This window comes from Hoeflea phototrophica DFL-43 (assembly GCF_000154705.2).
Classification (GTDB): domain Bacteria; phylum Pseudomonadota; class Alphaproteobacteria; order Rhizobiales; family Rhizobiaceae; genus Hoeflea; species Hoeflea phototrophica.
In genome coordinates, this window is the sequence record NZ_CM002917.1 from 1912829 (window position 1) to 1926103 (window position 13275).

The window sequence follows — 13275 nt, forward strand, 5'->3', positions numbered from 1 at the left end:
TGGCGGCTTGAAACTCAGGCCAGCCGTCTTTCCATCTGCGCATCCAGTGCCGCTTCAAACTGAGCGGGCGGCATCGCCTCCGACAGTGCCCGCAAGAACAGTTGCGCCTGCGTTTCCGGTGCCAGGCCTCCGGATGGGGGATCGCGGTCGAGATTGGTCGGGAATGAATAGCCCTCCGCCGCACTGCAGATCGCGGCTTTCAATCCGTCGGAAGCAATCGCCCCATTCGCCTTCGCCGCATTTACGTGCGGATAGAGCAACCGGCACATTTTCGCCCGGTCAATGCTTTCCATCGCCCGGCCAAAGGCCGAAGAGACCTGCAGCAGATTGACCATGCGGTGGATATCCGTGGTCAGATTGGCCCCGGCGGCATGAAACAGGGCCGGATTGAAGAACACGGCATCGCCCTTTTCGAGCGGCAGCTGGATGCAATTCTCTTCGAAATAGGCCCGGAACTCGGGCCGGCGCCAGGCAACATAACCCGGCCGGTAGAGCTGCGAAAACGGCAACAGCTTGGTCGGGCCGCTCTCGATTGGCATGTCGCAATGGGCAATCGCGCCCTGAAGTGTCAGCGCCGGCGACAGGTCATGCACATGCGCGGGATAAGTGGCGCTGATCTCCGCGGTCTGGAAACCCAAATGATAATCCCGGTGGGCCTGTTGTGCCTGGCCACCCGGATGCACCAGATTGACCTGCGCGGTCATCTGGTAGTTCGGCCCCAGCCAAGCCTCGCAGACCGCATCAATGGCGGGATTGGCGAAATAGCGCAGGAAAATTCCGGGCGACGCTTCGCAGAGCTTTTGCAGCGAGTTCCAGATGCGGTCATTTGCGCCCGCGGTGGCGAAATGATCCGCCCCGCCGCCATTGTGCTCTTTCTCGCTCGCGATGATGCCGTCAAACAGGCTGGTCGCCGTATCAATGGCCTCAAGATACGTGCAGGCGTGCTTGAGAACCAGCACGCCTGAACTCGACAGCAGGACTTCTGCCCATTCCGCCATCAATCCGCGCCGGCTGCCGGGATCGCCGAGCACGGCGGCAAGCCGCTGCACGTCGTAAATCGGAACATTGCGCTGGGCATCATCTGCATGAGGCGTCATGCTGCGGTCGAGGCTTTGCTCCACAAGCGCCCGGAAATGCGCAAGATCGCAGTCGTCCTCACTGAAATAGCCGCTGCGGCGCTGATCAATCACGGTCATGATGTCCTCCTCCAAGGCCTCAAGACGGTACCCTAGCAGCGCTGAACTGACAGTCTACACAATCAGGCTTTCCAGCCCATGGAAATGATAGCTGTCCCGGTAGCGCGGCGGTGCCTGCAGAGCCAAATCGGGCCGCCGGTCGAACAGCACGGCAAGCGACTGCTGCAGCTCAAGCCGGGCCAGCGGCGCGCCGATGCAAAAGTGCAGACCGGCGCCGAAGCTCACATTTTTCTGGTCCGGGCGGCCCGGCCGGAACTCATGCGGCGCTTCAAAGGCGGACGGATCACGGTTGGCGGCACCCAGAAGCAATGCCACTTGCTCGCCGGGCTTGAGCGTTACCGGACCCAGATCAATTTCCTCATAGGCATAGCGGGTGAACATGTGCAGCGGCGCATCGTAGCGCAGGGCTTCCTCAATGGTGGCTGCGGCGAGGTCCGGCGTCTCGAAAAACCGGCGCGGATCGCCGCCTTGTTCCAATATGGTTTTCACCGCATTGCCGGTCTGGTGAACGGTCGCCTCATGCCCGGCATTGAGCAGCAGCACGCATGTGGAAATCAGCTCGTCGTCCGAGAGCTTTTCACCGGTGTCGCGCACCGCAATCAGCGCTGAGAGAAGGTCGTCAGCGCCATTGTGCCGATGCTCCTCGATATGGGCTGTCAGAAAGGCACCGAACTCGGCGGATGCGCGGTTGGCGCGCTCCTCGGTCTCATGGGCGCGATGCGGCACATACATCTCGCACATGGCGTGCGACCAGGCCAGAAGTTCATTGCCACGCTCGACCGGTACGCCCAGCAATTCGCAGATCACCGTGAGCGGGATCGGTGTGGCGAACCCGGGCAACAGGTCGACAGGCTGGCCCGAGGGCAGGGCGTCAACCAGCTCTTGAGCCAGTTGGCTGATCCGCGGCCGCAGCCGTTCAACCGAGCGGGAGACGAAGGCGCGGTTGACCAGCGTCCTCAGCCGCGTATGGACCGGAGGTTCGCGCTCGAGCAGCGACCCGCTCTCGATCCGGTCGAAATCGGTAAGGTGGTCGCGGCCTTGGACCGGGTTCAACGGCGCGCCCCAGCGGTTCTCACGGCCGAGCCGCCGGTCGCGCAACAGCGCATTGACCTGATCATAGCCGGCTGCGCACCACATGCCGTATTCCTGCCAGTAAAAGACAGGAGATGCGCGATGCATCTCGGCATAGAAGCGGTAGGGATCCTGAACGAAATCAGGATCTTTGGGGTTCTGGGAGATGGAAAGCGCGTGTGGTGTCATGATTGCGGTTTAGCGCGGTTTGAGGCGCGGTTAAATCTGCGTTTTCAAATTCATCTGACTTCCTCACAACAGCAAAAGCCGCCCAGGTCGTCCCGGACGGCTTGTGTGATTTGCTTTTGCACTGATTGTCTCTAGTGGCAGCGTCTCTTGCCTGACACTTGCACCCAGGCGGATGAGGCGGGGCGGACCTCGACTGTGCGGGCCACGGTTTTGACCACGGCCGGCACATGCCGGGCGACTGAGCGGGCAGGCTCGATCACCACCGTGCGGGTGCGGTGGGCATAGCGTGCCGGGATCCGCTCATGCACGGTGCGCGCCGGATGGACTACCACCGTATGTGCCTGGGTGGCATATTGCGCCGGATGCACCACCTTGCACAAGGTCTTGGCACCGTTGACATAACGCCATTCCCATCCCACCGACTTGTGCCGAACCAGCACTTTCCGGTGAACGGTCTTGGTCACGGCCGGAACGTGCCGGGCGATGACCTGCTCGGGCTGAACCAGAACCTTCTCCGTCACCTTGCCGTAGCGCGCCGGAATGGTTTCATGCACGACACCTGCCGGACGAACCACCACCTGCTGGTGCACGGTCTTGTGGACCGCCGGCTGATGAACCTGCTGGTAGCAAGCCAGCGACTTGCCGCCGGCAAATGCCGGCGAGGCGATCGATGTTGCCAGAAGGCCTGCAACAACCCCTCGCAGTATCGGCTTGATTGCACTCATGACACACTCCCAAACTCTTGCGGCAACGGAGCTCAATGTGCCGTTTCCGCTAATCCTCCTTTCACTTTGACGCATATTGATTGGGCAGGAAAGAGAAAGCTTAACCTGTCGTTAACGCTGCTGGTTAACAACGGTGGGCGGTTCTTTCGCCATCTTGCGTCTTGAAGGGCCGGGGGGGCACACTCTATGTAGAGTGTTCAATATGACTGATTCCCGGCGGGCCAAGGCGTCCGCGGGGCCTTATGACAAGGGAAGCTTCATGACAAATCCAGTCGATACCGCCATGGCACTGGTGCCGATGGTCGTCGAGCAGACCAACCGCGGCGAACGGTCCTACGACATTTTCTCGCGCCTGCTCAAGGAACGCATCATCTTCATCACCGGTCCGGTGGAAGACCACATGGCGACGCTTGTCTGCGCCCAGCTTCTGTTTCTCGAAGCCGAGAATCCGAAGAAGGAAATCGCACTCTACATCAACTCGCCCGGTGGCGTGGTGACGGCAGGCATGGCGATTTACGACACCATGCAGTTCATCAAGCCGGCGATCTCGACGCTTTGCGTCGGCCAGGCCGCGTCAATGGGATCGCTGCTGCTGTGTGCCGGTGAGAAGGGCATGCGCTTTGCAACCCCCAACGCACGGGTGATGGTGCATCAGCCATCAGGCGGCTTCCAGGGCCAGGCCTCCGACATTGAGCGCCACGCCCAGGACATCATCAAGATGAAGCGCCGGCTCAATGAGGTCTACGTCAAGCACACCGGTCAGGACTACGAGACTGTTGAAAAGACGCTTGACCGAGACCACTTCATGACCGCTGAGGAAGCGCTGGAGTTCGGTCTCATCGACCGGGTGTTCGACAAGCGCGAGAACATCGAAGCCCCGGCAGAAGGCTGACCAGGGCTTCATGAGGCAACGAATTTTAGCCACTGCGCCGTCCTTGCAACACGATTCTGTGTGTCTGGGTTGGCGCTCTGGCTGGACCGCGCTACTATTCAGCGTTAAGTCTATATTCAATTTCTCGGGCGTAGCATCGTCAAAAGTGATGGGGATTCGTTGCCAAAGGCGCCAGGTGTTGATTACCTGATGGCCGGATTTGTACCCCGAAATTGCCTTTCCGCTCAGATGCCCAGGCGTCAAGGGCGGGCAGGCTCCACACATCCGGGCGGAATCGTCCGGATCGCGGGAAGGAAAGTGAAATGAGCAAGGTTAGCGGCAGCAACGGCGGCGACTCCAAGAATACCCTTTATTGCTCTTTCTGCGGCAAGAGCCAGCATGAAGTGCGCAAACTCATCGCCGGTCCAACCGTGTTCATCTGCGATGAATGCGTGGAATTGTGCATGGACATCATCCGCGAGGAAAACAAATCCTCGATGGTGAAGTCGCGGGACGGCGTTCCCACTCCACAGGAAATAATCGCCACCCTCGATGAATATGTGATCGGCCAGCATCAGGCCAAGAAGATCCTGTCTGTGGCGGTGCATAACCATTACAAGCGCCTCAATCACTCGTCGAAGTCGGGTGAAGTGGAACTGGCCAAGTCCAACATCTTGCTCGTCGGCCCGACCGGTTGCGGCAAGACCTATCTGGCCCAGACGCTGGCGCGCATCATCGATGTGCCCTTCACCATGGCCGATGCGACAACACTGACCGAAGCCGGATATGTCGGTGAGGATGTCGAGAACATCATCCTCAAGCTGCTCCAGTCGGCCGATTACAATGTCGAGCGTGCTCAGCGCGGCATCGTTTATATCGATGAAGTCGACAAGATCTCGCGCAAGTCGGACAATCCTTCGATCACCCGCGACGTGTCGGGCGAGGGTGTCCAGCAGGCGCTGCTCAAGATCATGGAAGGCACGGTTGCCTCTGTGCCGCCGCAGGGCGGCCGCAAGCATCCGCAGCAGGAATTCCTGCAGGTCGACACCACCAACATCCTGTTTGTCTGTGGCGGCGCTTTTGCCGGCCTCGACAAGATCATCTCGGACCGCGGCGAAAAGACATCAATCGGTTTCTCGGCAAGCGTCCGCGCTCAGGATGAACGCCGCGTGGGCGAAGTATTGCGCGCGCTCGAGCCGGAAGATCTGGTCAAGTTCGGTCTGATTCCGGAATTTATCGGCCGCTTGCCAGTGCTTGCGACGCTGGAAGACCTCGATGAATCTGCTCTGATTCAGATCCTGACCGAGCCCAAGAACGCCTTGGTCAAGCAGTATCAGCGCCTGTTTGAAATGGAAGATGTGGAACTCACATTTCACGAAAGCGCGCTTCAGGAAATCGCCAAGCGCGGCATCATTCGTGCGACCGGAGCGCGCGGGCTTCGCTCGATCATGGAAAAGATCCTGCTCGACACAATGTTCGAGCTGCCGGCTCTGGAAGGCGTGCGTGAAGTGGTCATCTCCGATGAGGTGGTCAATGGAAACGCCCGCCCGCTCTACATCTATGCTGAGCGTGATGACGAAACCAAGGATTCGGCTTCAGCCTGACCGCCACCTGATGGTTCTTGAAAAACGGCGGTGCGCAAGCGCCGCCGTTTTGCATTGGGGCGGCCATGCTGGCAGAGCATTTTCAGCAAACTGAATTCTTGCCCCTGATTTTTTGATCCAGACAGGCTATCGCCCAGCCAATCGGGAATTGACCTGTGACAAGCGGCCGGGCTTGGCAAGTTTGCCGTGATTCCAGCTTCCCGCCACTTTCAATCTCTAATATCGTTTCGAATCGGTGACAGAGTGTTGCAGGCTGAGAATTGACTTGAAAACGGGTGCTGAGTTCTCCACTTAGACTTCTGAGGGCCATGTCCCTCGTCAAGGACGCCATGGATGGTTGCTGGACAGCCGGGACCTCCGCTCGCGTTGCCAATTGGTCCTGTCGGACCGGGCCGAAAGGGCCAGGAAAGGAAAATACATGCCGGATAAAAACGTGAGTTCATCACAGTCGCCCGCAGAGGCAGGTATCTACCCCGTTCTTCCATTGCGCGACATTGTTGTGTTTCCGCACATGATCGTGCCGCTCTTCGTGGGGCGCGAGAAGTCGATCCGTGCGCTCGAAGAGGTCATGGGGTCGGACAAGCAGATCATGCTGGCCACACAGATCAACGCCGGCGACGACGATCCGGATCCATCCGGGATTTACCAGATCGGTGCAATCGCCAATGTGCTGCAATTGCTCAAGCTGCCAGATGGCACAGTCAAAGTGCTTGTCGAAGGGCGTACCCGTGCCGAAATCGTCAGCTACACTGATCGTGAAGAATATTACGAAGCCCACGCTGTCGAACTCGCCGAACCCGATGAGGATGCGGTCGAGATCGAGGCGCTGTCGCGCTCCGTGGTCTCCGAGTTTGAAAACTACGTCAAACTCAACAAGAAGATTTCGCCCGAAGTGGTCGGCGCTGCAAGTCAGATCGACGACTACTCCAAGCTCGCCGATACGGTGGCTTCGCATCTGTCGATCAAGATTCCCGAAAAGCAGGACATGCTGTCCACCGTGTCGGTGAAGGGCCGTCTTGAAAAGGCGCTCGGCTTCATGGAAGGCGAGATTTCCGTGCTGCAGGTGGAAAAGCGCATCCGTTCCCGCGTCAAGCGGCAGATGGAGAAGACCCAGCGCGAATACTACCTCAATGAGCAGATGAAGGCGATCCAGAAGGAACTCGGCGACGGCGAGGATGGCCGTGACGAGATGACCGAGATTGAACAGCGCATCGCCAAGACCAAGCTTTCCAAGGAAGCGCGCGAAAAGGCCGACGCTGAGTTCAAGAAACTCAAGCAGATGAGCCCGATGTCGGCTGAAGCCACGGTTGTGCGCAACTATCTAGACTGGTTGCTGGGCCTGCCCTGGGGCAAGAAATCCCGTGTCAAGATTGATCTCAACGCAGCTGAGAAGGTGCTCGAGGTCGATCATTTCGGACTTGAGAAGGTCAAGGAGCGGATCATAGAGTATCTCGCCGTTCAGGCGCGGTCTTCGAAGATCAAGGGCCCGATCATCTGCCTCGTTGGCCCTCCCGGCGTCGGCAAGACATCGCTTGCGAAGTCCATCGCCAAGGCGACGGGCCGGGAATATGTGCGCATGGCCCTGGGTGGCGTGCGTGATGAAGCGGAAATCCGCGGTCACCGCCGTACCTACATCGGTTCGATGCCCGGCAAGGTCGTCCAGTCGATGAAAAAGGCCAAGAAGTCCAATCCGCTGTTCCTTCTCGATGAGATCGACAAGATGGGCCAGGACTTCCGTGGCGATCCGTCTTCGGCGCTTCTTGAGGTGCTGGATCCGGAACAGAACTCGACCTTCATGGACCACTATCTCGAAGTTGAGTACGATTTGTCCAACGTGATGTTCATCACCACGGCCAACACACTCAACATTCCTGCACCGCTGATGGACCGGATGGAGATCATCCGGATTGCCGGCTACACCGAGGATGAGAAGCTCGAAATCGCCCGCAGGCACCTGCTGCCGAAGTCGATCCGGGATCATGCCCTCAAGGATGCCGAGTTCGAGATCACCGATGAAGCGCTGCTCCAGGTCATCCGCACCTACACGCGGGAAGCCGGCGTGCGTAATTTCGAGCGCGAACTGATGAAGCTCGCACGAAAGGCCGTGACCGAGATCCTCAAAACCGGTGTGAAAGCCGTGAGCGTGACGGAAGACAACTTGGCTGATTATCTCGGAGTCCCGCGCTTCCGGTTCGGCGAAGCCGAAAGTGATGATCAGGTTGGCGTGGTCACCGGACTTGCCTGGACCGAGGTGGGTGGCGAGCTCCTGACCATCGAAGGCGTCATGATGCCGGGCAAGGGCAAGATGACCGTGACCGGCAACCTTCGCGACGTGATGAAGGAATCGATTTCGGCGGCGGCGTCCTATGTCCGCTCGCGCGCTGTCGATTTCGGCATCGAACCGCCGATGTTCGACAAGCGTGATATCCACGTGCATGTGCCCGAAGGGGCCACGCCGAAGGATGGACCGTCCGCCGGTGTCGCCATGGCGACTTCCATAGTCTCGATCATGACCGGCATTCCGGTTCGCCGTGATGTTGCCATGACCGGGGAAATCACCCTTCGCGGCCGAGTTCTTCCGATCGGTGGCCTCAAGGAAAAACTCCTTGCGGCACTGCGTGGTGGCATCAAGACGGTGATGATCCCCGAGGACAATGCCAAGGATCTCCCCGAGATCCCGGATAACGTCAAGAACGGGCTGGATATCATTCCGGTCGCCAGAATGAGCGACGTGCTCAAGCATGCGCTTACCCGTATGCCCGAGGCGATCACTTGGGATCCGGACGCAAAACCCGAGGCTGCGATCGCCGCGGATGTGGGTGAAGAAGGCGGCGCAACCATCGCGCACTGACCGTAATTGGCTTTGAGGCACAGAAATTGAACGGGCGGGATGTTATCCGGCCCGTTTTTTTGAATTGAGTTGTGAAAACTGCCCAAAAACCTTTGGTTTGCAAGGTGTTCGGTTGCGAAGCATCGCCAGATGCGTAGGATCACGGCATCGAACAAACTGAGTCGACTTAACGCCAGGAAAGGGACGGAAATGAACAAGAATGAACTCGTGGCCGCAGTTGCCGAGAAATCCGGCATCAGCAAGGGTGATGCAACTTCGGCTGTCGAAGCTGTGTTTGAGACCATCACCGGTGAACTGAAAAACGGTGGCGACGTGCGCCTTATCGGTTTTGGCAACTTCACTGTTTCGCGTCGCGAAGCCTCCAAGGGCCGCAACCCGCAGACTGGCAAGGAAGTTGATATCCCAGCCCGCAACGTGCCGAAATTCTCGGCCGGCAAGGGTCTCAAGGACGCCTGCAACTAAGCCAGATGCATCTTGTATCTGACTGAATTGAGCCCGGGGGATCTGATCCTCCGGGTTTTTTGTTGCTCTCACAGCTTGCGCTGACAGCGGCAAAACGATGTCTGGCTCAGCCGGGCCGGGCGCACACCACGGAATTTATAGAACTGACTTGACATGAGAACAAAAATAGAACATAAAATAAACATAAGCAGAAATTATGGGAGTTGACTATGACTGCATTTGCCCGCGATCTCGCCGCTTTCGTTTCCATGTCGCTGTTCGTTGCCAGTTTCGCCGTCGTCGCGATGGCGATCTAGAATACAACTCATCTTGCCCGGGTAAGTCTCAGACTTGCAGCATCCGGGCCGCTGCTGCCGCTTGAAGCCGTCCCGGTTTGGTGACTGGATTTCGTGAAGCGGGTTGTCAGCTTCAACAGCAATGGAGCAGGGCGCCTGGCCCTGCAGCGTTCCGCCAGCCTGAGCTGTGTGGAGCACCCCATTTTGCATCGTCACGGACTGGACTTTCAGGTTCATGTCCCCACAATTGAACCGTGAGTCTTTGTGCCGCCCCAAACGCGGCACAGACCCGGATCATTTGGCAGGGGATATTCATGGCGCGGGAAAGCAAATCGGCCACAATGTTGGCCAATCTGGCCTCAGAACCCGCGTCTCAGGCCAAGGATCAATCGGCCTCGGGCGAAGATGGCCAGGCTGGGTCCATCGGTGAATGGCCGGGCTTTGTACATTTGCGCGTGCATTCCTCCTACTCTCTTCTCGAGGGGGCGTTGCCGATCAAGACGCTGATCAAGCGCGCGCTTGCCGATGAGCAGCCGGCGCTTGCGATCACGGACACAAACAACCTGTTCGGCGCACTTGAGTTTTCGATCAAGGCCATGGAAGCCGGCATTCAGCCGTTGATCGGCTGCCAGCTTGATATCGACATGGAAGACGGGGCGGCCAGTGAGCGCCGCTCGCATCGCGACCAGCTGCAGAGACTGCCGTCCATCGTTCTCTATGCTTCCACGGCCACGGGATATGAAAGACTGACGGCATTGGTCAGCCGGGCCTATCTCGAAGGCGACAGCGTCGAGCGTCCACACATTCTCATGTCATGGCTGGAGGAGGGCGCGGACGGGCTGATTGCCCTGACCGGTTCTGTGAAGGGGCCGGTGGATCAATGCATTCGCGAGAGCCATCCCGATCGTGCTGCCGAGCGGCTCAACCGCCTCAAGACCGTGTTTGAAGATCGCGTCTATATCGAACTGCAACGCCAGCAGGGTTACGACCGGGCCCACGAGAGCAAGATGATCGCGCTGGCCTATGCCGCGGATGTCCCGCTCGTGGCGACCAATGAGGCCTTCTTTCCGACTCCGGATGATTTCGAGGCCCATGATGCGTTGATGGCCGTCGCCGCCAATGCGGTGATGTCGGACGACCGCCGCCCACGTCTGAGTGTCGACAATTGTCTCAAATCCCGCGCGGAGATGACCGCGCTGTTTGCCGATGTGCCTGAAGCACTTCGCAACACAATTGAGATTGCCCAGCGCTGCTCGGCGATTGTCGAAACCCGCCCGCCCATCCTGCCGCGCTTCACCGGCGGCGGAGAGGAGGATCCGGATGCAGCACTCGCGGCCGAAGCGGCGGAGCTTCGCCGGCAATCGGAAGAGGGGCTTGAACGCCGCCTTGAGCGGATTGGTCTGGCCGAAGGCTATACCCATGATGACTACCGGGAGCGGCTCAAGACCGAACTCGACATCATCGAGAACATGAAATTTCCCGGCTACTTCCTCATCGTGGCCGACTTCATCAAATGGGCCAAGGACCACGACATTCCGGTGGGGCCGGGCCGTGGTTCTGGTGCAGGTTCGCTGGTGGCCTATGCGCTCACCATCACCGACGTCGATCCGTTGCGGTTTTCCCTGCTGTTCGAGCGCTTTCTCAATCCCGCCCGTGTCTCGATGCCTGACTTCGACATCGATTTCTGCCAGGACCGCCGTGAAGAGGTAATCCGCTATGTGCAGAAGAAATATGGCCGTGAACAGGTCGGGCAGATCATCACCTTCGGAAGCCTCCAGGCGCGCGCGGCGCTGCGCGACGTCGGGCGCGTCCTGGAAATGCCTTATGGGCTGGTCGATCGCATCTGCAAGCTGGTTCCCAACAACCCTGCCAATCCAACCCCGCTGAACAAGGCCATCGAAGAAGAGCCGCGCTTTGCCGAGGAGATGGAAAAAGAGCCCGCCGTCGAGCGGCTGCTCGACATCGCGCAGAAGCTGGAAGGCCTCTATCGTCACGCCTCGACCCACGCTGCGGGCATCGTGATCGGCGACCGGCCGCTGTCGCAGCTGGTGCCGATGTACCGCGATCCGCGTTCGGACATGCCGGTCACCCAGTTCAATATGAAATGGGTCGAGCAGGCTGGCCTGGTCAAGTTCGACTTTCTTGGCCTCAAGACGCTGACTGTGCTCAAGACGGCGGTCGGCTTCATCGCCAAGCGCGGCATTACCATTGATCTTGAAGGCCTGCCGCTGGACGATCAGCCGACCTATGAGATGCTCTCGCGCGGTGAGACCGTCGGCGTGTTCCAGGTGGAATCAGCGGGCATGCGCAAGGCGCTCATCGGCATGCGGCCGGACCGGATCGAGGACATCATCGCGCTTGTGGCGCTCTATCGTCCGGGGCCAATGGAAAACATCCCGGTCTACAACGCCCGCAAGCACGGCGAGGAGGAACTGGCTTCCATCCATCCCAAGATCGATGGCCTGCTGGCGGAAACCCAGGGCGTGATTGTGTACCAGGAGCAGGTGATGCAGATCGCCCAGGTGCTCGCCGGCTACTCGCTCGGTGAAGCCGACCTGTTGCGCCGCGCCATGGGCAAGAAGATCAAGGAGGAGATGGACAAGCAGCGGGCCCGCTTCGTCGAAGGCGCTGTTGAACGGGACGTCTCCAAACCCCAGGCCGACATGATCTTTGATCTTCTGGCCAAGTTCGCCAATTACGGCTTCAACAAGTCCCACGCCGCAGCCTATGGCATCGTGTCCTACCAGACCGCCTATCTCAAGGCGCATTATCCCGTCGAGTTCCTTGCAGCGTCGATGACGCTGGATATGTCCAACACCGACAAGCTCAATGATTTCCGCCAGGACGCCAAGCGCCTGGGTATCGAGGTGGCACCGCCTTCGGTGCAGACCAGCTTCCGCCATTTCGAAACCGGTGAGAACCGGATCTATTATGCGCTTGCTGCGATCAAGGGCGTAGGGGATGCGGCGGTCGAGCATATTGTCGAGGTTCGCGGCGACACCGAGTTTGCCTCGCTTGAGGATTTCTGTGTTCGCATCGACCCGCGTCAGGTCAACCGGAGAGTTCTCGAAAGCTTGATCACCGCCGGCGCGCTCGATTGCTTTGGCCTCGACCGCGCGGCTCTGGTTGCGGGGCTTGATCGTATCCTGGGCTTTGCCCAACGCGCTCAGGAAAACCGCATCAGCGGTCAAAGCGACATGTTTGGCGCAGGCGCCAGCGAAAGCGCCGAGACCATTCATCTGCCCGATGCCACGCCTTGGCTGCCGGCTGAAAAGCTCCACCGGGAATACCAGGCTCTCGGCTTTTACCTCTCCGCGCATCCGCTCGATTCCTATGCGGATCTGCTCAACAAGATGCGGGTTCAAAACTGGGCCGATTTTCAGGTTTCCGTCAAAGCCGGGGCAACCGCCGGGCGGTTGGCGGGAACGGTGACCAGCAAGCAGGAGCGCAAGACCAAAACCGGCAACAAGATGGGCATCGTCGCCTTCTCAGACAGTTCCGGCCAGTATGAGGCGGTGTTGTTTTCCGAAACATGGGCGCTGCACAGGGATCTGCTGGAGCCCGGCAAGTCGATCGTCATCACTGTTCTCGCAGAAGAACGCCCGGAGGGTGTTGGATTGCGTATCCAGACCGCGGAATCGCTCGAAGACCGGGCCGCACGCGGCCAAACTGCACTCCGGGTGTTTGTGCGGGATGCCAAGCCGATAAATTCTGTTTCCACCCACCTCAAGGCCCGCGGCGAGGGTCAGGTGTCGTTCATCATGATCAAGGATGGCGGCTGCCGTGAAATCGAAGTGACGCTGGCCGACCGCTACAAAATTTCCCCGCAAATGGCTGCCGCTCTGAAGGCGGCGCCGGGTGTTCTGGATGTGGAGCTGGTTTGAGCCGAACCTGTGATTTCAGGAAAGGGGCCTTTGAAGAAGGCGTTGCGCTGATCGTAGATATGGAAGAAGCAATATGCTCCTCCATGAAAGCGCAGCACCGTTCCACCATGGCAACGCGCGAGTACCGGTGCGTCGGATCTCGCAGAG

General features: G+C 59.1%; 8 protein-coding genes. 5 read left to right on the plus strand and 3 right to left on the minus strand.

The features are described 5' to 3' along the window. Positions 1-14 precede the first annotated feature (14 nt). The 3 genes from HPDFL43_RS09030 to HPDFL43_RS09040 all read right to left on the minus strand — a co-directional run bounded on the left by HPDFL43_RS09030 (position 15) and on the right by HPDFL43_RS09040 (position 3181). Entirely contained in the window at positions 15-1196 is a 1182-nt protein-coding gene (locus HPDFL43_RS09030; protein ID WP_040450038.1) for a phytanoyl-CoA dioxygenase family protein, read from the minus strand. A gap of 54 nt (positions 1197-1250) precedes the next feature. Further along, positions 1251-2456, minus strand: coding sequence for a cytochrome P450 (locus HPDFL43_RS09035; protein ID WP_007197009.1), 1206 nt, complete (start codon positions 2454-2456; stop codon positions 1251-1253). 131 nt (positions 2457-2587) lie between these two features. Continuing rightward, positions 2588-3181, minus strand: a complete 594-nt coding sequence (locus HPDFL43_RS09040; protein ID WP_007197010.1) for a hypothetical protein — start codon at positions 3179-3181, stop codon at positions 2588-2590. A gap of 259 nt (positions 3182-3440) precedes the next feature. Here HPDFL43_RS09040 and clpP point away from each other — a divergent pair, with 259 nt between their 5' ends. The 5 genes from clpP to dnaE all read left to right on the plus strand — a co-directional run bounded on the left by clpP (position 3441) and on the right by dnaE (position 13128). After that, a complete protein-coding gene (gene clpP, locus HPDFL43_RS09045; protein WP_007197011.1) occupies positions 3441-4073 on the plus strand; it encodes an ATP-dependent Clp endopeptidase proteolytic subunit ClpP in 633 nt (210 codons plus the stop codon). A gap of 302 nt (positions 4074-4375) precedes the next feature. Continuing rightward, positions 4376-5656 (plus strand): ATP-dependent Clp protease ATP-binding subunit ClpX, encoded by a 1281-nt coding sequence (clpX, locus tag HPDFL43_RS09050; RefSeq protein ID WP_007197012.1) that lies wholly within the window; start codon positions 4376-4378, stop codon positions 5654-5656. Between the two features lie 418 nt (positions 5657-6074). Then, positions 6075-8507, plus strand: a complete 2433-nt coding sequence (gene lon / locus HPDFL43_RS09055; RefSeq protein WP_007197013.1) for an endopeptidase La — start codon at positions 6075-6077, stop codon at positions 8505-8507. A gap of 129 nt (positions 8508-8636) precedes the next feature. Beyond that, on the plus strand, positions 8637-8969 hold the full coding sequence (gene hupB, locus HPDFL43_RS09060) for a DNA-binding protein HupB (RefSeq protein WP_169743244.1): 333 nt from the start codon (positions 8637-8639) through the stop codon (positions 8967-8969). Positions 8970-9558: 589 nt separating this feature from the next. After that, the gene (gene dnaE / locus HPDFL43_RS09065; RefSeq protein WP_007197017.1) at positions 9559-13128 is read left to right on the plus strand and encodes a DNA polymerase III subunit alpha; all 3570 of its coding nucleotides are present in this window, start codon (positions 9559-9561) and stop codon (positions 13126-13128) included. The last annotated feature ends 147 nt before the right edge of the window (positions 13129-13275 follow it).